This window comes from uncultured Clostridium sp., from assembly GCF_963515715.1.
In the GTDB taxonomy this organism is placed as follows: domain Bacteria; phylum Bacillota; class Clostridia; order Clostridiales; family Clostridiaceae; genus Clostridium_AW.
The window spans coordinates 100,700-123,484 of record NZ_CAUPZS010000008.1 but is presented as its reverse complement, the minus strand read 5'-3'; the positions used below and the strand labels follow the sequence as shown (position 1 = coordinate 123,484).

Below are 22,785 nucleotides of genomic sequence, written 5' to 3'. Positions count from 1 at the left end.
TATCCTACGGTAACAATCCAAAGATGATTGTCTTGCACCATGCAGAAGCTTCAAAATGCAGTATAGAGGACATTCATAGGTGGCATTTAAATAATGGATGGGCAGGCTGTGGCTATCATTATTTTATAGATAAGCAAGGCAACATTTGGATAGGTAGACCAGATGACGCAATAGGCGCCCATACAGCAGGTTCTAACACTAATACATTAGGAGTATGTGCCGAAGGTAGCTATAATAAAGAAGCAATGCCAGAGATACAAAAGAAAGCTATTATAGAGTTATGTAAGTATCTATGCAATAAATATGATATAAGCTCTGTAAAAGGCCATGGGGAATTAATGGCCACAGATTGTCCTGGAAAAAATTATCCCTTGGAAGAAATTAAGAACGCCATTAATGGGGGATATGCTCAAAAGCTTCTATCTTTAACAAGTCCATTAATGTATGGGGAAGATATTAAAGACTTACAAAGAGATCTAGCAACATTAGGATTAAATATAAGCGTAGACGGATATTACGGAAATGATACCGTAAATGCGGTTAAGGAGTTCCAAAGGCTACATACTTGGCTTTCTATAGATGGTATTGTAGGAGAACAAACCAAGAAAGCAATTAAAGATTCTGTAGCTAAAAAACTAAAAGCGAATACAAATAAAAAATCATATAAGGTGCAAGTAGGTTCATTTGAAAACAAAGTATACGCAGAAAACCTTTTAAAAGAAATAAAATCTAAAGGTTATAAAGATGCATACATAAAAGAAATATAATTGAGAGGTAGTGCGGGAGAAATCCTGTGCTACCTCTTTTTTATTTTATCAACATTAATATCATTTACCTTAACTTATTGAGTATAAAAACAGTATGAACAAAATATATAAACATAAAAGTGTCAATATAAAAAATAGTATAGACCCTGCGATAGAAATAATATTTAATAATTGCATAGAATCACCTCAAATAAGTTTTGTCTAAATTATTGGCATTTAGAGGAAATAATATACAGTTGCAGAATATTATAATAATATGGGGTGGTTGCATGGTTATTAGGAATAGATTATTAGAGATTAGATTACAATTAGGCTATAAAACATCTAAAGATTTTGCTGAGTATTTAAATATAGGGAAAAGTAATTATTCATTGATAGAAAATAATAAGAAGCAAGTTACATTAGAGCAAGCTTTTAAAATAGCGAAAAAACTTAATATGAAAGTAGATGATATATTTGAACTAGTTGAAAATGACTAGTTCATTTATTTTTTATAAATAAAGTTTAAAAAACTTAAATTTTATTTCATGGACATGCAATATTTACGCAAGTAATGCATATATTGTTAGTAAAGAAGTAGAAAAGGGGTTGTAAATATTGCTTAGAATTGCTGTAAGCTTTAAAAAAACTACAAGAGATGTTAAGTTGTTTACTTACCTTAATAGTCTAGAAGAAAAATCAGATTTTATAAAAAGAGCAACTGAACATTATATAAATCATTTAAAGAATAATGATATGGAGGGATGAGAGTGGATCCATTTATACTAGATAAATTAGTATTAAACACAGTTAAAAATCTTAAGAATATTACAGGGTACAACATGTTTATGTATAGTTTATTTTTATGGGGAATTGTTCAATCAATCTTTAAGGAAGATAAGAAATGATTATTGAATTATTAGCAACAAGTGCTGGTTACTCCATATATAAAAACTGGGATAAACTAATGATACGAAAGAAATGGAAAGAGATAACTTTTTCTAAGAATGAATTTACTAACAAATTAGAAAAAACTCTAAAGATATGGTCTATAGAGCGTACGGAATATGGGCATTTAATAAAGATAGAATTACCTTATTCTTATACTTTGGAGTGTCTAGAAAAGGATTTAAGCATATTTAAAGAGGGGTTAGGATATAAGTCTATACAGTTAAAAACAGAAGGTAATATGGTAGATATGTATTGTATAAAAGAGTTTAAGTTTAAGGATTTTAAACCTATAAAACTTCCACCTAATAAGTTGTTAATTGCGGATGGATTAATAAACCCTATTGTAGTAGACATGAATAGGTTCCCTCATATGCTTATTGGTGGCGATACTGGAACTGGTAAGAGTAGAATATTATTACTTATACTGACTAACCTAATAAAGTATTGCAATAATATAGAACTTTATTTATTACAAGTTAGGAAGAACGACTTAGGTGTATTTAGTAACTGCAAACAGGTTAAAGTTAATTCTAAGACATTGGAAGAAGTTTTGGAGGCTTTGGAGAAGATAGATAAAGAGTGCAAACGCAGAGAATCTTTAATAGATAACACCAAGGGTTATTACAATATAGAGGATTACAATAGGAACTCTTATAATAAGCTTAAATACATTTATGTGTTTATAGAAGAATTTTCTTTCTTAAATACAAGCAAAGGGGACAGCGGTGAAGAAAAGAAACTCAAAGCTAAATGCCTTAAGCATGTTAAGACCCTAGCGAATGTAGGTAGGAGTAGTGGAGCATTTTTAGTAACATCACTCCAAAAACCAACGAGTGATAGTATACCCAGCGATATTAAAGCTCAATTATGTACTAGGGTTGCTTTAAAATTAAGCGATATACCAACGAGCGTCGTAGTTCTAGGCAATAACCATGCGAGTGATTTAGGCGATAGAGAGGTAATAGTAAGAACTAATAATGAAGAAATAGGCTACAGCTATACAATAGATCACTATTCAGTAATGGAAAACATTAATCATAGAATTATCGAAAAACCAAAAGACGTTGCTCCTATTGTACCTAAGAAGCAAGATATATTAGAGATACTTAATGCAATTAACATCTAGAGATACAAAGATAATAGAGTGGATAACAGATAATAGAGGTGCAACTATATCGCAGATAAATAAATTATTCTTTACTAATTATACCACCTGCAGCATTAGGCTTAAAAAATTAGCAGACAATAAATTTCTTAAAGTAGCAGTTCATCCGGTGTTAGGTAAAAAGGTTTATTATGTTAAAAAGCTACCTTCTTTTCATGCTCTAGTGCTTAACGAATTTATAATAAAACATAAAGATAATATAAGATTAGTGCAAAGAGAATATAAAATAAAAAACTTTATTGTAGATTGTATAATAATTTTAAAAACAGAAAAGTTACTGGTAATAGAGATAGATATATATAATAGGACTAAAAAAGATAAAATAAATAGTATAAAAGATATATTGAATAAAGCTAAGGTGGAGTATGAGTTCTGGATAGTAAGTAAAAGAGAAGTAAGAGAAAAAATAAAAGGCGTGGAATATAGAATACTATAGTATCGTGAGAATTTCATTTTAAATAAATATAGAAAAATCAATAGTTTAAGGACTATTTGGGTACTAAATGCGTTTAGTGCCTTTTTTAGTATGTAATTTAGTGTTTGATTTAGTAGAATGGAATAATAATCACCTATTCCTAGTATTTACAAGAATGTACATAGTTTGTTAATATATAGATACCAAGGGATTAGGGGAGGTAATTTTATGTTTAAAAAGATTAGTATTTTTATAATTTCGATTTTATGTGTTTTTACATTTACAGCTTGTGGTGGGAGCCAAGAAAACAATGTAACTACTAACGCACCAAAGCAAGAAGTCAAAGAGAAAACTCCGGAAGAAATTGAGGCAGAAAAAGAAGCAGCAAGAATAGCAAAAGAGAAAGAAGAATCCGACTGGAAGATGTTTGTTATTAAAAACAGTAAAACGTTAAATGCAGGAGAGTTTGTAGTGGGTCAGCATCTTGATCCGTTTGTGTACGACCTTACTTTCAACGGGTCTGGAAATTTAAATATTTACGATAACGAGGGAAGATTGGTAACTAACGAAATAGGAGGTACTTCTAATGACTTCGGGATTACCAGATACAGAGTGCCATTGGGAGACGGCTTTACAATAAAAATAAAAGGCATGGCAGTTAATCCGAAACCAGTAAAAAATGTCTTACGCCCATATGCGGCTACAACACTATGCTCCGGTTACTGGTTCGTAGGAACAACTGTGTCAGAGGGCAGATATAACGTAACAGTCTCCAAGGGTTCTGGTAACTTTATTGTCTATGACAAAGACGGTAAAGTTAAAGTGAATGAAATCCTTGGAGGTTCTTTAGGGGTTGAAAAGGTAACTGTAAATCTAAAGAACGGGGATATTATAAATATCTCTGGACTTAACAACATTAAATTCACGCCGACTAAATAAAAATGACCTTGGATTTACTCCAAGGTTTTGTTTTTTATATATGTTCTTGAATTTTTGTTATTCCTTCGGTATTTCAGTTTTCTTTTCTTTCTACAAATCTTACAATTACAATATATAAGTCTTTTAGGACATACATTTAAATTTCTACCTATTTTATATAACAAATCTAATTTAATATCATATTTCTTATTTTCTATTTCGGATAGAAAACTTTGGCTTATCTCAATTTTTATTGCTAATTGCTCTTGCGTAATTCCTCGTAAATTCCTATATTCTTTTATCTTTAGTACGTACATAAACATCACCGATTTAATTATATTTAATATTTGTATCAATTGTATACAGGTAAGTTATGTAAAGTGCCATAACCTTATGTTTCTTGTTTGCACCTTATATACTTTATATAATTTACTTGGGGTGATTCCATGCTAGTACATAGAACTAGGATAAGTAACTCTATAGATAAAAAGCTATATGATAAATTGAAAAGACTATCTGAAAAGACAAGAATACCTATGTCACGATTGCTCGATGAAGCGATTGAGGACTTATTAAAGAAACATTCTGCTAAAAAGTAGAATGTTTTGTTCTTTTTTGTAGAAATTTTGTTGTGGTTTTGTCGATAATATCGGGGCACTCGATATGGTTTGAGTTTACAATAGATATATAGCAATGCATTGTGTATAAGTTAAATTATAAAATACAACGAGAACATAAGTTCTTTACAACTACCCTTGGAGGTGCTAAAATTAAAGTAGCCACTGGGGAATTTTGGGGGAATACATAATGGATGAAATTTTAGAGTTAGAGAAAAAGGTCTTGTGTATGTTAGAGGAGATGGAGCAATTGAAAAATTCAATGCCTATGTGCGATGGGGAAGACGAAACAAAGGAATAAGACAAAATAGAGCTGGTGTAAAATATCAGCTCTATTTTGTCTATTATTATTTTCTGATGGAGTACCTTACGAAAAGGGTCAAAGATAATTCTAAGAAGAGTGTATTAAGCTGCACTCTTCTTATTTTTTAAAATATTAAAAAAATTGTAAAAAATAATAGAAAATTATCTATACGATGTATATTAAGTCTGTTATAATTTTAAATGGGAAGCGCAATACTGTACTATAGTTTTGTGAAATGTTATAATATAGTTGTATGAAAGGTGTTGGTTAAAATGAATATGGATTTTATTTTAAACATTTCTCAAGAGCAAAAATTGATAATGACACCACAAATGCAACTTTCCGTCAAAATACTGCAATTATCTTCATATGAATTACAAAAGCTTGTAGAAAAAGAAATCCAAGAAAATCCTCTTTTAGAAATTAAGTATAATGACAACAAAGAAAAAACAAATACCATAGATTATAAAAAAATGATAGAATATTTGGAATATGATAATCGTGACTATTATGGAAACTATAAAAGTGATGATGAGGAAGTTTCTCCCTTTGCTTTTATTAGTGAAAAAAAATCTCTCAAAGAGCATTTGTTTGAGCAACTATGTTACTTAAATGAAAAGGATTCCATAAAGTTTATAGGTGAATATATAATTGAAAATATAGATGAAAGAGGATATTTAGCTGAAACCTTAGGAAACATACAAGAACAACTGAGGATGCCATTAGATCTAGTAGAAGAAGCCCTTGAAGTAATTCAAAGTTTAGAACCTGATGGAATTGGTGCTAGAGACTTAAAAGAATGCTTGAAAATTCAATGTGAAAAAAGAGGAATATACGACACTATATTATTTGGAATCATAGATAATTATTTAGAATATATTGCTGAAAATAAATATAACTCCCTTGCTAAATTTTTCAATATAGATGTTAAAAAAGCTCAAGGCTATGGTGACTTTATAAAAACCCTTCAGCCTAAACCTTCTAGAGGCTTTTATACTGGAGAAGAGGTTAAATACATTCTTCCCGATGCGTATATAAAAAAGATAGACGGAGAGTATCATATAATAATGAATGAAGAATTAGCCCCTAGATTAACTATTAATAATCTTTACAAGGGGATAATTAATAAGGGAGAAGATAAACAAGCAGTAGAGTTTGTTAAAGATAGACTAGATAGTGCTACTTTTTTAATAAAGAGTATTGAACAAAGGAAAAGTACTATTTATCGAGTTTTAGAGAGAATAATTTTAATGCAAAAAGATTATTTTGATTATGGACAAAGATATTTAAAACCAATGACCCTAAAAGAAATTGCAGATAGTTTAGAAATGCATGAATCTACAATAAGTAGAGCTATTAGAGATAAATACATTCATACAGATAAAGGCACAATAAAAATAAGAGATTTATTCACTACAGGATTGACTTTTAAAGGAACAGAAGATTCGCTATCAACAGTAGAAGTTAAAAGAAAAATAGAAGATTTAATTAATAAGGAAGATAAGAGTAATCCATTGTCAGATCAAAGTATAGCTGATAAATTAAAAAGTAATGGTGTGAATATTTCAAGAAGAACTGTGGCAAAATACAGAGAAGAAATTGGAATAAAATCTTCTAAGGGAAGGAAACGATATTAATTTAATTATAACTAATAGGAAATAGAGAAAAGTAATGTATCTTTTCTCTATTTAAATTTTATTTGTTTAAATTTATGTTTTTGGCTATTGGAAAATAATTTATATTGGTTTATAATATAAGTGGGACTAAAAATTAATCAGTGGGACAAATTATGGCCAGAGGGGTGCTTCGGTTGGAGGAAGTATTAAAAATACAACAAAAGATTATACCAGAGATGATAGAAGTTATGGAAAAAAGATATAATATATTAAGAAATATTTATTATAATCAACCTATCGGGAGAAGAATGTTAGCTAGAAACTTAGACGTAAGTGAAAGAATTGTTAGAACAGAAATTAATTTTTTAAAGGAGCAAAACTTTATAGAAATTACTCTCCCAGGAATGATTATAACACCTTATGGGGAAGAAATAATAGATAAATTGAAAAATTACATACATCAAATAAAAGGTTTAAATGATTTAGAAGAGATAGTCAAAGAAAAACTAGGCTTAAAAAATGTAATAATAGTTCCAGGAGATTTGGATGAAGATTTAAATGTAATGAAAGAATTAGGAAAGGCTTCAGCAAATTATCTAAAAAGCATTTTGACTGACGAAAATGTAATTGCTATTACTGGTGGAACTACAGTTAAAGAAGTAGTGGAGAATATGCCAAAGTTAAGCAATTTAAATAATGTAATAATAGTGCCAGCTAGAGGTGGAATGGGTAGGGATTTAGAGACCCAAGCAAATACTTTAGTTTCAAATTTAGCTAATAAATTTAACTGTAACTATAAACTTCTTCATGTTCCAGACAACTTAAGCAGTGAAGCTGTAGATGCCATGGTAAAAGAAAAATCAGTTAAAGATATTTTAGATATAATATATAGTGCTGATATATTAATTTACGGCATTGGTAGAGCTGATGAAATGGCAAAAAGAAGAGGAGTACCTAATGAAGAAATAGAGATACTAAAATTTAAAGGAGCTGTTGGGGAAGCCTTTGGTTATTACTTTGATAGAGAAGGAAATGTAGTATACTCCACACCCACTATGGGTATAAAGAATCAGCACATAGGTAATGTAGAACATATAATTGCAGTAGCTGGTGGAGGAAGTAAAGGTGAGGCTATAATCTCTACTGAATTGAATAACAAAAATGGTGTTCTAGTAACAGATGAAGGTGCTGCAAAGGAAATATTAAAGATATTTAATAATTAAAGATATTTTATACAAAATATATATAAAGTACTCAAAAATATATATTACTAAACTATAAGGTAATATATGATTTTTAAAATATAAGGAGGTATTTTTTATGATTAAGGTTGGTATTAATGGTTTTGGAAGAATAGGAAGAAATGTATTCAAGGCTTTAGTAAAAAAATACAATGAACAATTAGAGGTAGTTGCAATAAACGATTTAACAGATCCAGCTACGTTAAAACATTTATTAAAATATGATTCACTATATGGAAAGTACGATGGCACTTTAGAAGTTACAGAGGGTGCTATAGTGGCTGACGGTAAAGAAATTAAAATATACGCAGAAAGAGACCCTAAAAACATACCATGGGGAGAATTAGGAGTAGACATCGTAATAGAGTGTACAGGATTATTTACTGATGCAAATAAAGCTAAAGCTCACATAGAAGCAGGGGCTAAGAAAGTACTTATTTCAGCACCAGCTAAAAATGAAGATATAACTATTGTATTAGGTGTTAATGAAGAAAAATACAATTCAGCAGAACACAATATTATATCAAATGCATCATGTACAACAAACTGTTTAGCACCTTTTGCTAAGGTTTTAGATAGAGAGTTTGGAATAGTAGAAGGACTTATGACAACAATTCACTCTTACACAAACGATCAGAAGATTTTAGATGCTCCACATAAAGATTTAAGAAGAGCAAGAGCTGCAGCAGAAGCTATGATACCAACAACAACAGGAGCTGCTAAAGCGGTTGCACTAGTGCTTCCACAATTAAAAGGAAAATTAAATGGTTTAGCTATAAGGGTACCAACCCCAACTGTTTCTGTAACTGACTTAGTTTGTACATTAGAAAAAGATGCTACAACAGAAGAAATAAATGCAGCTTTCAAAAAAGCTTCAGAAACAGATATGAAGGGAATATTAGGATATAGTGAAGAGCCACTTGTATCTATAGACTATAGAGGAGATGAAAGATCTTCAATTGTAGATGGACTTTCAACTATGAGCATAGGTAAAAAGATGGTTAAAGTTATAGCTTGGTATGACAACGAGTGGGGTTACTCACAAAGATTAGCTGATTTAACTAAATACGTTGCAGATAGATTATAATAACTTATAGTTAGCATTAGCTTAGAAGGGTTTTGATTTGTAGTTGTAGCTATAGGACAAAACCCTTTTTTATGTATTATTTTTAAGAAAGGGTGATATTATGAGTTTTAATAAAAAGACTATTGAGGATATAGAATTAAAGGGCAAAAAAGCTTTGGTAAGATGTGATTTTAATGTACCTTTAAAGGACGGAAAAATAAGTGATGAAAATAGATTAGTAGGAGCTCTTCCAACAATTAAATATTTAATGGAAAAGGGTGCAAAGGTGATCTTATGCTCTCATATGGGAAAGCCAAAGGGAGAAGTAAAGCCAGAACTATCTTTAGCACCTGTAGCTAAAAGATTATCAGAACTTTTAGGAAAAGAAGTAGTATTTGCTGCAGACGATAATGTAGTAGGAGAAAATGCTAAGGCAGCAGTAGAAAAGATGAAAGAGGGAGAGGTAATCCTTCTAGAAAATACTAGATTCAGAAAAGAAGAAACTAAGAATGAAGAAAACTTTTCAAAGGAACTAGCATCTTTGGCGGATATTTTTGTAAATGATGCCTTTGGAACTGCTCATAGAGCTCATTGTTCAACGGTAGGAGTAACAACATTTTTACCTGTTTCCGTTTGCGGATATTTAATTCAAAAGGAACTAAAATTTTTAGGGGAAGCAGTTGAAAATCCACAAAGACCTTTTGTTGCAATACTTGGAGGAGCTAAGGTATCGGATAAAATAAATGTTATAAATAACTTATTAGAGAAGGTTGATACATTAATAATTGGCGGTGGTATGAGTTATACCTTCTTAAAATCACAAGGATTTAATATAGGGAATTCATTAGTTGAAGAAGATAAAATAGACTATGCAAAAGAAATGATAGAAAAAGCAAAAACTAAGGGAGTAAAATTACTTTTACCAGTAGATAATGTGGTTGCTGATAAGTTTGCCGCAGAGGCCAATCCTATTATAACTGAAGATGAAAATATTAAGGAAGGTTATATGGGATTAGACATTGGACCAAAAGCAGCAAAGATTTATGCAGATGAAGTTAAAAAAGCTAAGACTGTAATTTGGAACGGACCAATGGGAGTATTTGAGTTCGATAACTTTGCTAATGGAACAATAGAAGTAGCAAAGGCTATGGCTGAGTCACATGCAACTACAGTTATAGGCGGAGGAGATAGTGCAGCAGCAGTTAATCAATTAGGATTTGGAGATGAAATGACTCATATATCAACAGGTGGCGGAGCGTCATTAGAGTTCTTAGAAGGAATAGAACTTCCAGGAATCGCAGCACTTAGCGATAAATAGTAAAAGTAAAGGGGTGTTAATATTGCGCAAGCCAATAATCGCCGGGAATTGGAAAATGCATAATACTATTGAAGAAGCGGTAAAATTAGTAGAAGAATTAAAGCCTTTAGTAAAAGAAGCAGAATGTGAAGTAGTAGTATGTCCGACATTCATATGTTTTTCAGAAGTTAAAAAGGCAATAGAAGGTTCAAATATAAAATTAGGTGCTCAAAATATGTATTTTCAAGATAAAGGAGCATTTACGGGAGAAGTATCGCCAACTATGCTTAAAGCTTTAGAAATAGACTATGTGATCATAGGACATAGTGAGAGAAGACAATACTTTAATGAAACAGATGAAACTGTAAACAAAAAAATAAAGAAGGCTTTTGAGAATGATATTATTCCTATATTGTGTGTTGGAGAGAGCCTGTATGAAAGAGAAAATGGAATAACAGAAGAGATTATAGGAAGACAAATTAAACTAGATTTATCTGGATTAACAGCTAGTCAGGTAGAAAGTTTAGTAATCGCTTATGAACCAATTTGGGCAATAGGTACAGGAAAAACTGCAACCTCAGAACAGGCCAATGAAACAATAGGATATATTAGAAGCATAGTAGAAAAATTATACGGAAGTGAAGTTAGTGAAAAAATAAGAATACAGTACGGTGGTTCAGTTAAAGCTTCCACTATAAAAGAGCAAATGTTAATGCCCCATATTGATGGAGCACTAGTTGGAGGGGCAAGTCTTAAGGCTGAAGAATTTGGAGCCATTGTAAACTATAACAGGGGGTAAAATATGGTTAAGCCAGTAATGTTAATGATCTTGGATGGATTTGGTATAACCGATAAAGTGGATGGAAATGCTATATTAGCTGCAAATAAACCAAACTATGAAAATGTATGGAGTAAATATCCTCATACTCATCTAAAAGCTAGTGGATTAAGTGTAGGGCTACCAGAAGGACAAATGGGTAATTCGGAAGTAGGACATTTAAACATTGGCGCAGGAAGAGTTATATATCAAGAACTTACAAGGATAACAAAAGATATAGACGAAGGTAGATTTTATGATAATATTGTCATAAATGAAGCTATGGATAAGGCTTTAGAAAATAATAGCTCACTTCATTTAATGGGACTGTTATCTGATGGTGGAGTTCATTCTCATATTTACCATTTAAAAGCTCTGCTAAAATTAGCTAAGAAAAAGGGGCTAAGTAAAGTTTATGTACATGGATTTTTAGATGGAAGAGATGTACCACCTTCATCTGCTAAAGATTATATATTGGAAATAGAAAATTTTATGAAAGAAATCGGTTTAGGAGAAGTTGCTACAATATCAGGAAGATATTATGCCATGGATAGAGATAAGAGATGGGAAAGAACTAATTTGGCTTATAATGCTTTAGTTTTAGGCCAAGGAGAAGAATCAAAGTCAGCTATTGAGGCAGTAGATAAGTCCTATAAAGATAACAAAACAGATGAATTTGTTCTGCCAACTGTTATCATGAAAGATGGAAGACCTACAGCTACGATAAAAAATGAGGATTCCATAATATTCTTCAATTTTAGACCAGATAGGGCAAGGCAATTAACAAGGGCACTAAATGATAAAGTATTCGATGGTTTTAAGAGAGAAACTTTAAACTTAAATTTTGCAACAATGACTCAATACGATGAGACTATAGAAAATGTTAGGATTGCTTATGAGCCGCAAAGTTATGAAAATACTTTAGGGGAATATATTAGCAAATTAGGTTTAAAACAACTTAGAATTGCTGAAACAGAAAAATATGCCCATGTTACTTTCTTCTTTAATGGAGGAGTGGAAAAACCTAATGATGGAGAGGATAGAGCATTAATACCATCCCCCAAGGTTGCAACTTATGATTTAAAACCTGAAATGAGTGCTTATGAAGTAACAGAAGAAGTTTTAAAAAGAATTGATTCAAATCAATATAGTTTAATTATATTAAACTTTGCTAATCCAGACATGGTAGGGCATACAGGAGTATTTGAAGCGGCTAAAGTTGCAATAGAAACTGTAGACACATGTATGGGCAAAATAGTAAATAAGATATTGGAGAAGGATGGAACGATTTTCCTAACTGCAGATCATGGAAATTCAGAACAAATGATAGATTACTCAACAGGACAGCCAATGACTGCCCACACAACAAATGAAGTTCCATTTATGTATATTAGCAATCACTCTAAAGAGTTAAGAGATGGTGGAATACTTGCAGACATTGCTCCAACTATACTTAATGAAATGGGAGTGGAAGTTCCTAAGGAAATGACAGGGAAAAATCTTATTAAGAATTAAAAATAAAGGGAGGACTTTATAATGAGAAATTATATTGAAATTGTTGATGTAGTAGCTAGACAGGTGTTGGATTCAAGATGCTTTCCAACAATCGAGGTGGATGTAGTATTAGAAGATGGAACCGTAGGAAGAGCAGCAGTGCCATCAGGAGCGTCTACGGGAATATATGAAGCGGTAGAATTAAGAGATGGAGATAAATCAAAGTATAACGGAAAGGGAGTACTTAAAGCTGTTGATAATGTTAATACATTAATAGCTACAGAATTAATAGGATTAAATGTATTTGAGCAAGTTTTAATAGATAAAACTATGATAGAACTTGATGGTACAGAAAATAAGGGAAAACTAGGTGCAAACGCAATGCTTGGTGTATCTCTTGCTTGTGCAAAGGCTGCAGCAGAATACCTAGGATTAAGCCTTTATCAATACATAGGAGGAGTAAATGCAAAAGTTCTTCCTGTTCCTATGATGAATATAATAAATGGAGGTAAGCACGCAGATAACAATGTAGACCTTCAGGAATTTATGATTATGCCAGCTGGAGCATCAAGTTTCAGTGAAGCTTTGAGAATGAGTGCAGAAGTATACCATGTTCTAAAATCCACATTAAAATCTAAAGGATATGATACTGGAGTTGGTGATGAAGGAGGATTTGCTCCAAATCTAAAATCAAATGAAGAAGCTATTCAAGTTATAGTAGAGGCTATAGAAAAAGCAGGATATACTCCAGGAAAAGAAATATTTATAGCTCTAGATCCAGCTTCATCAGAAATATTTGAAGATGGAAAATATAATTTAAAGGGAGAAGGAAAAGTATTAACTCCTGCAGAAATGGTAGATTATTATGCAAATTTAGTAGAAAAATACCCAATAATATCAATAGAAGATGGTATGGCGGAAGAAGATTGGGAAGGTTGGAAGCTTATAACTGAAAGACTTGGACATAAAATTCAATTGGTTGGAGACGATTTGTTTGTTACTAATACAAATAGATTAACTATGGGAATAGAAAGAGAAGTTGCTAACTCAATTCTTATAAAATTAAATCAAATAGGTACTCTAACTGAAACTTTAAATGCAATAGAAATGGCTGAAAGAGCTGGATATACTGCAGTAGTTTCACATAGATCAGGAGAAACAGAAGATACAACAATTGCTGATTTAGTTGTAGCCGTTAATTCAGGCCAAATTAAAACAGGTGCACCTGCAAGAAGTGAAAGAGTAGCTAAGTATAATCAACTATTAAGAATAGAACAGGAATTAGGAGATGTAGCTGAATTTAGAGGATTAAAAGCTTTCTATAATATAAAAAAATAGTATGTAAAATGTTATAAAATTATGGAGAAGTGTCAATGATGTAAAAAAGACCTTTCTCCATAATTTTACTATGTGGTAGAAATAAAATATTTATGTAAAAATTTTATAGTATAATTTACAATATCGTTGTTCTATATACAAATCTATGTTAAAATATAATGTATTAAAAAATAATTTTGTGGATTATATATTGGAGGTTTTGATAATGAAAACTTTTTTGATAGCGGCGCAGATAGTACTTTCTTTTACTTTAATAGGTTCAGTACTTGCTCAACCTGCTAAATCTTCCGGATTTAGTTTAATGACAGGATCTAGCGAGACTTTCTATTCTAAAAATAAAGGAAGAACTTTTGAGTCAACAATGTCAAAGTTAACTATTGTTTCTGCAATACTATTTGCAGCAGTAACATTAACGCTTAATCTTATTTAATAACCTATGGGTAAAGTTATATATTTAAATATATAATTTATATACACTATATAATAAAATATAAAAATAGGGGGATCAATGATATGGATGCTTATTTAATTTATACTGTTTTAGCAGGTTTATTAGCACTTATATTTGCATTTATATTAAGTAGTTCAATTACAAAAGAAAGCCCTGGAGACGGAAAAATGGCCGAAATTGCAGGTCATATTCATGATGGAGCTATGGCTTTCTTAAAGACTGAATACAAATATTTAGGAATATTTGTAGTAGTAGTTGCTGCAATATTAGGATTTCTAGTAAACTGGCAGACAGCTATATGCTTCATATTTGGAGCATTGTTCTCAATTTTTGCTGGATATTTTGGAATGAACGTAGCTACAAAGGCTAACGTAAGAACAGCAGAAGCTGCAAAACATGGTCAAAGCAAAGCTTTAAAGATTGCTTTTTCAGGTGGAGCAGTTATGGGATTATCCGTTGTTGGATTGGGAATTGTTGGACTAGGTGTTGCTTACTATGTATTCGGTGGTAACATCGAATTTGTAACAGGTTTTGGACTTGGAGCCAGCTCAATAGCATTATTTGCTCGTGTTGGTGGTGGTATTTACACTAAGGCTGCTGACGTTGGAGCAGACCTTGTTGGTAAAGTAGAAGCAGGGATACCAGAAGACGACCCAAGAAACCCAGCAGTTATTGCTGACAATGTTGGAGATAATGTTGGAGACGTTGCTGGTATGGGAGCGGATCTTTTTGAGTCATATGTTGGATCAATAATATCAGCGTTAACTTTAGGTACAGCTGTTTTTGCAAATAAAGAAGGAATTATTTATCCATTATTACTTTCGGCTATAGGAATTATAGCTTCAATAATCGGAATTATGTTTGCAAGAAACAGTAAAGCTCAAAATCCACAGAAGGCTTTAAACTCTGGTACATACATCGGTGGAGTTATAGTTATCATCGCTGCTGCAGTATTAAGTAACAAGGTATTTGGAAACTTAAAAGCATTCTTTGCTATAGCAGCAGGATTAGTGGTTGGTATGATTATAGGTAAAATAACGGAAATGTATACTTCAGATGAGTATGCTTCTGTTCAAAAAATTGCTAATCAATCAGAAACAGGTCCTGCAACCACAATAATTTCAGGACTTGCAGTTGGTATGTATTCAACTTTATGGCCAATTGTTTTAATATGTGTAGGTGTATTAGTTTCTTTCTTCGTGATGGGTGGATCACAGGATGCTATGATGGGATTATACGGAATTGCTTTATCAGCAGTAGGTATGCTTTCAACTACTGGACTTACAGTTGCAGTTGATGCTTATGGACCAATAGCTGATAACGCTGGTGGTATTGCTGAAATGGCAGGACTTCCTAAAGAAGTAAGAGAGGTTACTGATAAGCTTGACTCTGTTGGTAATACAACAGCAGCTATCGGTAAAGGATTTGCTATAGGATCGGCAGCTCTTACGGCACTAGGATTATTTGCTTCCTATGCTCATGCTGTTGGTTTAACAACTATAGACTTATTAAATCCAATTACATTAGTTGGTGTATTTATAGGTGGTATGTTACCATTCTTATTTGGTGCTTTAACTATGGAATCTGTTGGTAAGGCAGCAAATGAAATGATTGAAGAAGTTAGAAGACAGTTTAAAGAAATACCAGGAATCATGGAAGGAAAGGGTAAACCTGACTATAAGAAATGTGTAGATATTTCTACAGCAGCAGCTATTAGAGAAATGGTTATTCCCGGTGTTTTAGCTATAGTAGTTCCAATTGGAGTTGGATTACTTCTTGGTAAAGAAGCTCTTGGTGGACTTATAGGTGGATCCGTTACTACTGGTGTTTTAGTTGCTATACTTATGTCAAACGCTGGTGGTGCTTGGGATAACGCTAAAAAGTACATCGAAGGCGGTGCTCATGGCGGAAAAGGAAGTTATGCTCATAAGGCAGCGGTAGTTGGTGACACTGTTGGTGATCCATTCAAGGATACATCAGGACCATCAATGAATATCCTTATAAAGCTTATGACAATAGTTTCACTTGTATTTGCACCAGTTATACTTCAATATGGTGGAATACTGTTAAAGATGTTTAAATAATATATTGTTTATATTTAGGACTCATCATTGCGATGAGTCCTATTTGGTAAATTGAATAATTTTGTTATATTTAACCTAAACTAAAAATATATAAACTAGGAGGTGTGAGATGTGAATATACAAGATAATATTATTGATTTTATGAAGGAACAGGCATATAAACCTATGAATGCATCGGAATTAGGAAAAGCTTTTAACATAAAGGGTGATGAATTTACAGAGTTTCTAAAAATATTAGATTTCATGGAAAAAGATGGGATAATAATAAAAACTCGTACTGAACATTATGGGGTGCCTGAAAGAATGGGCTTGGTAGTAGGTAAATTGCAAGGTCATCAAAAAGGGTTCGGATTTCTACTACCGGAAATTGAAAGACCAGATGTATTTATACCTATATCTAATATGAATGGAGCTATGCACGGCGATAGAGTAGTGGTAAAGATTTTGAGAGAAGAAAATAAAGGAAAAAAATCCGAAGGTGAAGTAATAAGAATATTAGATAGATCCAATAAGACTGTTATAGGAATATTTGAAGAAAGTAAAAGTTTTGGATTTGTTATTCCTGAGGAAAAGAGAATATATCAAGATGTATTTATATCTAAGGGAGATATAAAAGGAGCAAAATCTGGTCAAATAGTTATTGCAGAAATAGTAAAATGGCCAGATGGAAGAAGAAATCCTGAAGGTAAGATTATAGAGATATTAGGGAATAAAGGGGATAAAGGTCTAGATATATTGACTATCATGAAAAAATATAAATTACCTGAAGAATTCCCGACTAAAGTTGAAAGTTATGCTGATAAGATCTCAGAGGAGATTTTAGAAGAAGAATATGAGAAGAGATTAGATTTGAGAAATCTAAGAATAGTAACCATTGATGGAGAAGATGCAAAAGATCTTGATGACGCAATTTCAATAGAAAGGTTACCTAATGGAAATTATTACTTAGGAGTACATATAGCTGACGTATCACATTATGTCAAAGAAAAAAATCCATTAGACAAAGAAGCTTTAAAAAGAGGAACATCTGTATATTTAATTGATAGAGTAGTACCTATGCTCCCTAAGAAACTTTCTAATGGAATATGTAGTTTAAACCCTAAAGTAGATAGATTAACGCTCAGTTGCTTTATGCAGATAGATAATAGTGGTAAAGTTGTAGACTATGAAGTAGTAGAAAGTGTAATTAAAACAAGTGAAAGAATGACTTACACTGATGTAACAAAGATATTGAGAGATAAAGATGAAGAACTAATAAAAAAGTATGACTACCTTGTAGAGGACTTTAAACTCATGGAGGAGTTATGCAGTATTCTTCATAATAAAAGAATTGATAGAGGCGCGATAGACTTTGATTTTGAAGAGTGTAAGATAATATTAAATGAAATGGGTAAGCCAATAGATATTAAGCCTTATGAAAGGGCCATAGCAAATAGGATGATTGAGGAATTTATGCTAGTATGTAATGAAACTATAGCTGAGCATATGTTTTGGTCAAATATTCCTTTTGTATATAGAATTCACGAAGAACCAGATTTGGAGAAGCTAGATCACTTTAATGAATTTGTTCACAATTTAGGATATGTAGTTAAGATTGGAAAAGAAATTCATCCTAAAGCTCTTCAACAAATCGTAGAAAAGGCTAAAGGAAAAAAAGAAGAGACGGTAGTAAATACATTACTACTAAGATCATTGCAGCAAGCTAAATACTCACCAGAATGTGTGGGTCACTTTGGATTAGCTGCAAGATATTACTGTCACTTTACTTCACCTATAAGAAGATATCCTGATTTAATAATACATAGAATAATTAAAGAATTTATAAATGGAAAAGTTACAGAAAAAAGAATGCAAAGATTAGTGACAGAAGTAGACTATGCATCTACCCAATCCTCACAAATGGAAAGGTTAGCTGAAGAAGCAGAAAGAGAAGTAGATGACTTAAAGAAAGCTGAATACATGAGTGAAAGAATTGGAGAAGAATACAATGGAATAATATCTTCAGTAACTTCTTTTGGATTATTTATAGAACTACCTAACACTATTGAAGGGCTTGCACATATTAGTACTCTTTTAGATGATTACTATATATATGATGAAAAGCATATTTCTCTTATAGGGGAAAGAAGTAAGAAAATATATAGATTAGGTGACGAAGTAAAGATTAAGGTGGATAAAGTTGATTTAAACACCCATGAAATTTACTTTAAACTATTAGGCTCCAATGAAGAACATTTTGAGGATGAAGAAGATCAGTGGAAACCTGAATCGACAGAAGAGGGACAAATAGAAGTAGTTACTCCAATATCAACCTATAAAACAAGTGATGAATAAATTAAATTTTGCTTAAGGTATTAAAATTTAAGATATTAGTATCAATCAACTATTAGATAAATAATTAAGAACAAAAAGGTGGATAGTGTTAATAAAACTATTCACTTTTGTTTATTATTTATTTATTAAAAGCAAGAATCACTTGATTTGAATTTTATAGTATTATATGTTATAATAAAATACTACCAATTATATATTAAAGTAGGTGTTTCTATGGGGAAGGATTCTAAAAATAAAACTTTAGCTGAAAATAGAAAAGCAAGACATGACTACTTCATAGAAGAAGTTTATGAGGCTGGCATAGAATTGGTTGGAACAGAAGTAAAATCTATTAGGGCAGGTAAAGCTAACTTAAAGGATAGTTATGCAGATATAAGAAATGGGGAAGTATTTGTATGTAATATGCATGTAAGTCCTTATGAACAAGGAAATATATTTAACAAGGATCCTTTAAGAGATAGAAGATTACTTCTTCACAAAAGTGAAATATTTAAGTTAACTGGTTTTACAGCTCAACAGGGGTATACCCTAGTTCCCTTATCATTGTATCTTAAAAATGGAAGGGTAAAAGTTAGTTTAGCAGTAGCTAAAGGTAAGAAATTATACGACAAGAGAGATGACATGCTAGAAAAAGCAGCTAAACGTGACATTGAAAGACAGCTAAAGGAAAGAAGTAGGTATTAGAGATTAAGCTTAACAAGTAAACTAATAATTACTATTGATAAATATTTAAAATTGATATATTATAGTATTGTCATCAAGGCAATACAAATTTAATATAAAAGTTAACATGAAGTGCTAATTATGCGTTTAAAAACTTCATTTTTAAAATTTGAAGTTTACCTCATTAACATGGGGGCGTACATGGTTTCGACGGGGGTAAGTTGCTCCTGAGAAGCGAGTCGAGGGGTCCTGGGCCCGCGTTAAAAAACTGGGATTTAAATTAAACGCAAACGATAATTTTGCATTAGCTGCCTAGTTAGCAGCTCGTCAGCCTAAGAGTCCCACGACTTAGGGTCTGGCGTCGACAGTGGGGAAACGAGCCTAGGAAAGCTTTGACCTAGGAACGGAATTTATGAAGCTACTGAAACCAAAAACCTGTCCTTAGGTGTTTGGTATAGGGAATGTTAAAATAAGGACTGCACTCGGAGATGCTCAGGGGTTGCTACTTTCGGACAGGGGTTCGATTCAATAGAGTCGCCTTATGAAGTGATTCATAAGTGAAAATCTGGCTTTATCGGTGAAACCGTAACGTATTATGGCGACGGCAATGCCGAGTGGTATGTGAGGAAACTCAACAGCCATGTATCGACTCATAGGCTCCTAAATCTAAAGATATGGAGTACTAGGATAGAAGTAGAAGTATTGAAACTATAATATGACTTCTATAATACGCCAGGAGGCTTGATATTCAAGTCTAAGATATAGTCAGCACCATTTGGAAACAATGGAATAATGTGTCCCCTCGCCTCCACCAATGAAACCCTCGACAATACAGAAATGTGTTGTCGAGGGTTATTGTTTTATCATCAAGAATAATGAACTGTATCATAAGTAAATGGTTATTATCGTATAATAAGGATAAAAAAAGAGAAGAAATATGAGTAATAAAAAATACTTAAGATTTTTCATTGATTTAGAACTAGAGTTCGATTAATATTAAAGTAGTATAAAAAGACTAGGAGTATTTCTTATGAGTAAATTTAATGATACAATTACTGAGCTAAACAATAGAATATATAACCCGAATAATCTTGTAATCAAGAATATACATGAAGAAAAACAAAACCCAGAATATGCTGGTGGTATATTCCAATTGAACCACAGAACAATCAGATTCAGAATGTCTAAAGTTACTCCTAATAAAGTTGGACAATTTGTTTCCTTTTGGGAGAAAGATGAAAATATGCAAAATCAAGCATTTTCCTATGAATTAGCACCTGACTTATTAGTTATCACTTGTACTACGGATAATAAACTCGGGCAATTCATTTTTCCTAAAAAAATACTCTTAGAAAAAAAATACTGAGAACTTATTTACAAAAAGGCAAGATGGCAATGAGGGTTTACCCTATTTGGGATACTCCAAGCAGTAATCAAGCTATAAAGACTCAAAAGTGGCAGCTTCCATATTTTATAGATTTAAGTGATTCAGAAAAATTTCCTATAGATAAATTAACAAACCTATATTCATAGTCTTTATAAATAGATTTGAGTATATATTGCACAATTTAATTCCTAAAGGAGTATATTTAGAGATTTACAAAGAGATATAGATATTATATTTGAAACAGATACATATAAATGATATTGCAAAATATAGATGAATAGAATTTAATCTGTATAATAAGACTAGGATATGTTATAAGTATTCTGGTCTTTTGATTATATTTAAAATCTGATATTAATATCTGTTGTGAGTTTAACATTATACGCTTCACCTCCACCAAAAATAAGCCGTATGTAAGAATTTACATGCGGCTTTTACCTTATGTTCATAAATCTCTCGTAAAAATCATTCTTAGCTTTTAACATTTCCTATGAGTATCTACCATTTCTAGGAGTTACTTTTTTATATTCATTAATGATTAATTTAGCTCTTTGTATTTTTTCTTCCAAAATTAAATAAGGATATATTTGTTCTAATAATTCTATAACATCATTATATTTTAAAGTGTAAGTATAGGAGTCTTTGTGAAAATTAGGTTTATAATTCTTTTTAAGCTTTATAATTCAACAATTTAGAGTATTCTTTATCCAATTAAGTAGCTCTAAGCTTGTCGAGCTTATTGATAGGCAAGGTGATGGCAGTTGGCTACTATGAAATTTTAATAACATAATACTACCTTCACCATCAATAATTCCTGCAATATAAGCTGATTGCTCAGCAGTTAGTTTATTCATGTATATCATTCCCATAATTTTTGTTTATAGTATGTGTATGCTTATAAAAATTTATGATTATTTAAAGGAGATAAGTGATGTGGAAAGTTCCAAAGATATATTTTAAAAAGCTTCTATGAAGAAGATTGTTCTTTATAAGAGATATAGGTATATTGCATAATTATATAGTAATAGGATTGTTATATTTAATGAAGTCACTATATGATAGTTTAAAACTATTTAGTCTTAAAATTTTCTTTAACATACTCGTAATTATGAAAATGTAGTTAAAAAAATAGCGAATGAATTAGATAGGTATTCTAATATGACATTAGAATTAAAAATAGATTCTAAAATTTGGATTTTCGTGGGTTATTTTAATTTATGGAAGATGTAATGGATAAAACTAATTTTTATGATATATTTTATAAAAATACATTAATAATTGAAATATTGTAAAAAACTTATATAATATACTCCTAATATAATTAAAATCACCTTTTATTGCATAATATGCAATAAAAACGTAGTTTGATGACATTGTAAATTGATGGTAAAATATAAAACGGCAATAATTTATATAGGAGTGATAAAATGATTTTAATTATTCTAGTATTTGTAGTAGGACTTATTACAATGTTTCCCTTGAAAAAATTAGCACAAAAGATTTATAATGAAACTGGGTATAATGGAGTAAAGGGATTACCTAAATTCTTAACAGTTCTTTTTGGAATAGTAAATATATTTTTAGCATTTGTTCTTTCAGTAGCAATTGAAGAACAATATTATAGTTTAGCAATGATTGTAGTAGCAGTTTTTTTGTTGCTAATTGCAATACTTACATTAGTAAATAAGAAAGCTGGGTTAAAAGATGCTATTTTATTAGCAACGTTACAGACCATTAGTGGAGCAATTATGATAATATTATTATTTGTCCATCGTTCTTTTGGAGGGTTTTCATCTAGTGGCTTTCTCGACATTTTATCAATAGATGAAAGTATTAATAATTAATTGAGAAGATGTTCATGTTATTTGTATCATGAAATCC

General features: G+C 31.4%; 22 protein-coding genes, 1 other RNA gene and 1 pseudogene. 22 read left to right on the top strand and 2 right to left on the bottom strand.

All coding sequences use genetic code 11. The features are described 5' to 3' along the window. The 7 genes from RYO54_RS08345 to RYO54_RS08315 all read left to right on the top strand — a co-directional run. On the top strand, positions 1 to 767 hold a 767-nt coding region (locus RYO54_RS08345; RefSeq protein ID WP_315117448.1), incomplete at its 5' end, for an N-acetylmuramoyl-L-alanine amidase. A gap of 269 nt (positions 768 to 1,036) precedes the next feature. Continuing rightward, positions 1,037 to 1,246 (top strand): helix-turn-helix domain-containing protein, encoded by a 210-nt coding sequence (locus RYO54_RS08340; protein WP_315117446.1) that lies wholly within the window; start codon positions 1,037 to 1,039, stop codon positions 1,244 to 1,246. 118 nt (positions 1,247 to 1,364) lie between these two features. Beyond that, positions 1,365 to 1,514: a hypothetical protein gene (locus RYO54_RS08335; RefSeq protein WP_315117445.1), complete on the top strand. Its 150-nt coding sequence runs from the start codon at positions 1,365 to 1,367 to the stop codon at positions 1,512 to 1,514. A gap of 2 nt (positions 1,515 to 1,516) precedes the next feature. Further along, on the top strand, positions 1,517 to 1,654 hold the full coding sequence (locus RYO54_RS08330) for a hypothetical protein (protein ID WP_315117444.1): 138 nt from the start codon (positions 1,517 to 1,519) through the stop codon (positions 1,652 to 1,654). Beyond that, positions 1,651 to 2,823 (top strand): FtsK/SpoIIIE domain-containing protein, encoded by a 1,173-nt coding sequence (locus RYO54_RS08325; protein ID WP_315117443.1) that lies wholly within the window; start codon positions 1,651 to 1,653, stop codon positions 2,821 to 2,823. The genes RYO54_RS08330 and RYO54_RS08325 overlap by 4 nt, the downstream gene beginning before the upstream one ends. Beyond that, a complete protein-coding gene (locus RYO54_RS08320) occupies positions 2,807 to 3,298 on the top strand; it encodes a hypothetical protein (protein ID WP_315117441.1) in 492 nt (163 codons plus the stop codon). Before RYO54_RS08325 ends, RYO54_RS08320 begins: the two co-directional genes overlap by 17 nt. Positions 3,299 to 3,505: 207 nt before the next feature. Continuing rightward, the gene (locus RYO54_RS08315) at positions 3,506 to 4,216 is read left to right on the top strand and encodes a hypothetical protein (RefSeq protein WP_315117440.1); all 711 of its coding nucleotides are present in this window, start codon (positions 3,506 to 3,508) and stop codon (positions 4,214 to 4,216) included. A gap of 14 nt (positions 4,217 to 4,230) precedes the next feature. Here the strand turns inward: RYO54_RS08315 and RYO54_RS08310 are convergent, their stop codons facing one another. Next, the gene (locus RYO54_RS08310) at positions 4,231 to 4,512 is read right to left on the bottom strand and encodes a helix-turn-helix transcriptional regulator (RefSeq protein WP_315117438.1); all 282 of its coding nucleotides are present in this window, start codon (positions 4,510 to 4,512) and stop codon (positions 4,231 to 4,233) included. 129 nt (positions 4,513 to 4,641) lie between these two features. Here RYO54_RS08310 and RYO54_RS08305 point away from each other — a divergent pair, with 129 nt between their 5' ends. From RYO54_RS08305 to RYO54_RS08240, 14 genes and pseudogenes are all read left to right on the top strand, one after another. Then, complete coding sequence (locus RYO54_RS08305; RefSeq protein WP_315117437.1) at positions 4,642 to 4,794, top strand: ribbon-helix-helix domain-containing protein; 153 nt, start codon at positions 4,642 to 4,644, stop codon at positions 4,792 to 4,794. A 600-nt stretch (positions 4,795 to 5,394) separates the two neighbouring features. Then, positions 5,395 to 6,753, top strand: a complete 1,359-nt coding sequence (rpoN, locus tag RYO54_RS08300; protein WP_315117435.1) for an RNA polymerase factor sigma-54 — start codon at positions 5,395 to 5,397, stop codon at positions 6,751 to 6,753. A gap of 173 nt (positions 6,754 to 6,926) precedes the next feature. Continuing rightward, the gene (locus tag RYO54_RS08295) at positions 6,927 to 7,955 is read left to right on the top strand and encodes a sugar-binding transcriptional regulator (RefSeq protein WP_315117458.1); all 1,029 of its coding nucleotides are present in this window, start codon (positions 6,927 to 6,929) and stop codon (positions 7,953 to 7,955) included. Positions 7,956 to 8,052: 97 nt separating this feature from the next. Beyond that, on the top strand, positions 8,053 to 9,060 hold the full coding sequence (gap, locus tag RYO54_RS08290) for a type I glyceraldehyde-3-phosphate dehydrogenase (protein WP_315117434.1): 1,008 nt from the start codon (positions 8,053 to 8,055) through the stop codon (positions 9,058 to 9,060). Between the two features lie 100 nt (positions 9,061 to 9,160). Then, a complete protein-coding gene (locus RYO54_RS08285) occupies positions 9,161 to 10,357 on the top strand; it encodes a phosphoglycerate kinase (RefSeq protein WP_315117433.1) in 1,197 nt (398 codons plus the stop codon). Between the two features lie 22 nt (positions 10,358 to 10,379). Then, positions 10,380 to 11,135, top strand: coding sequence for a triose-phosphate isomerase (tpiA, locus tag RYO54_RS08280; RefSeq protein WP_315117431.1), 756 nt, complete (start codon positions 10,380 to 10,382; stop codon positions 11,133 to 11,135). Positions 11,136 to 11,138: 3 nt separating this feature from the next. Further along, positions 11,139 to 12,668: a 2,3-bisphosphoglycerate-independent phosphoglycerate mutase gene (gene gpmI / locus RYO54_RS08275; protein WP_315117429.1), complete on the top strand. Its 1,530-nt coding sequence runs from the start codon at positions 11,139 to 11,141 to the stop codon at positions 12,666 to 12,668. A gap of 21 nt (positions 12,669 to 12,689) precedes the next feature. Beyond that, positions 12,690 to 13,985: a phosphopyruvate hydratase gene (gene eno, locus RYO54_RS08270; protein ID WP_315117427.1), complete on the top strand. Its 1,296-nt coding sequence runs from the start codon at positions 12,690 to 12,692 to the stop codon at positions 13,983 to 13,985. A 205-nt stretch (positions 13,986 to 14,190) separates the two neighbouring features. Further along, positions 14,191 to 14,415, top strand: coding sequence for a preprotein translocase subunit SecG (gene secG / locus RYO54_RS08265; protein WP_315117425.1), 225 nt, complete (start codon positions 14,191 to 14,193; stop codon positions 14,413 to 14,415). Between the two features lie 83 nt (positions 14,416 to 14,498). Next, positions 14,499 to 16,520, top strand: coding sequence for a sodium-translocating pyrophosphatase (locus RYO54_RS08260; protein WP_315117423.1), 2,022 nt, complete (start codon positions 14,499 to 14,501; stop codon positions 16,518 to 16,520). Between the two features lie 141 nt (positions 16,521 to 16,661). Then, on the top strand, positions 16,662 to 18,854 hold the full coding sequence (rnr, locus tag RYO54_RS08255; protein ID WP_399549234.1) for a ribonuclease R: 2,193 nt from the start codon (positions 16,662 to 16,664) through the stop codon (positions 18,852 to 18,854). 213 nt (positions 18,855 to 19,067) lie between these two features. Then, positions 19,068 to 19,538 carry an SsrA-binding protein SmpB gene (smpB, locus tag RYO54_RS08250; RefSeq protein ID WP_315117418.1) on the top strand — a complete coding sequence of 157 codons (471 nt, stop codon included), beginning with the start codon at positions 19,068 to 19,070 and terminating at the stop codon, positions 19,536 to 19,538. Positions 19,539 to 19,717: 179 nt separating this feature from the next. After that, positions 19,718 to 20,045, top strand: a transfer-messenger RNA (tmRNA) gene (ssrA, locus tag RYO54_RS08245). A 502-nt stretch (positions 20,046 to 20,547) separates the two neighbouring features. Further along, positions 20,548 to 21,050 (top strand): annotated as a pseudogene (locus RYO54_RS08240) (MepB family protein). A 537-nt stretch (positions 21,051 to 21,587) separates the two neighbouring features. On the opposite strand, the gene RYO54_RS08230 reads toward RYO54_RS08240, so the two are convergent. After that, entirely contained in the window at positions 21,588 to 21,758 is a 171-nt protein-coding gene (locus RYO54_RS08230) for a hypothetical protein (RefSeq protein WP_315117412.1), read from the bottom strand. 573 nt (positions 21,759 to 22,331) lie between these two features. Here RYO54_RS08230 and RYO54_RS08225 point away from each other — a divergent pair. Then, complete coding sequence (locus RYO54_RS08225; RefSeq protein WP_315117410.1) at positions 22,332 to 22,748, top strand: hypothetical protein; 417 nt, start codon at positions 22,332 to 22,334, stop codon at positions 22,746 to 22,748. Positions 22,749 to 22,785: the final 37 nt, after the last annotated feature.

Excerpts from the sequence above, each read along its gene's own strand:
- RYO54_RS08340 (WP_315117446.1), top strand. The coding sequence starts at position 1,037 with ATGGTTATTAGGAATAGATTATTAGAGATTAGATTACAATTAGGCTAT.
- RYO54_RS08325 (WP_315117443.1), top strand. The coding sequence starts at position 1,651 with ATGATTATTGAATTATTAGCAACAAGTGCTGGTTACTCCATATATAAA.
- RYO54_RS08320 (WP_315117441.1), top strand. The coding sequence starts at position 2,807 with ATGCAATTAACATCTAGAGATACAAAGATAATAGAGTGGATAACAGAT.
- RYO54_RS08315 (WP_315117440.1), top strand. The coding sequence starts at position 3,506 with ATGTTTAAAAAGATTAGTATTTTTATAATTTCGATTTTATGTGTTTTT.
- RYO54_RS08310 (WP_315117438.1), bottom strand. The coding sequence starts at position 4,512 with ATGTACGTACTAAAGATAAAAGAATATAGGAATTTACGAGGAATTACG.
- RYO54_RS08305 (WP_315117437.1), top strand. The coding sequence starts at position 4,642 with ATGCTAGTACATAGAACTAGGATAAGTAACTCTATAGATAAAAAGCTA.
- rpoN (WP_315117435.1), top strand. The coding sequence starts at position 5,395 with ATGGATTTTATTTTAAACATTTCTCAAGAGCAAAAATTGATAATGACA.
- gap (WP_315117434.1), top strand. The coding sequence starts at position 8,053 with ATGATTAAGGTTGGTATTAATGGTTTTGGAAGAATAGGAAGAAATGTA.
- RYO54_RS08285 (WP_315117433.1), top strand. The coding sequence starts at position 9,161 with ATGAGTTTTAATAAAAAGACTATTGAGGATATAGAATTAAAGGGCAAA.
- gpmI (WP_315117429.1), top strand. The coding sequence starts at position 11,139 with ATGGTTAAGCCAGTAATGTTAATGATCTTGGATGGATTTGGTATAACC.
- eno (WP_315117427.1), top strand. The coding sequence starts at position 12,690 with ATGAGAAATTATATTGAAATTGTTGATGTAGTAGCTAGACAGGTGTTG.
- secG (WP_315117425.1), top strand. The coding sequence starts at position 14,191 with ATGAAAACTTTTTTGATAGCGGCGCAGATAGTACTTTCTTTTACTTTA.
- RYO54_RS08260 (WP_315117423.1), top strand. The coding sequence starts at position 14,499 with ATGGATGCTTATTTAATTTATACTGTTTTAGCAGGTTTATTAGCACTT.
- rnr (WP_399549234.1), top strand. The coding sequence starts at position 16,662 with ATGAAGGAACAGGCATATAAACCTATGAATGCATCGGAATTAGGAAAA.
- smpB (WP_315117418.1), top strand. The coding sequence starts at position 19,068 with ATGGGGAAGGATTCTAAAAATAAAACTTTAGCTGAAAATAGAAAAGCA.
- RYO54_RS08230 (WP_315117412.1), bottom strand. The coding sequence starts at position 21,758 with ATGAATAAACTAACTGCTGAGCAATCAGCTTATATTGCAGGAATTATT.
- RYO54_RS08225 (WP_315117410.1), top strand. The coding sequence starts at position 22,332 with ATGATTTTAATTATTCTAGTATTTGTAGTAGGACTTATTACAATGTTT.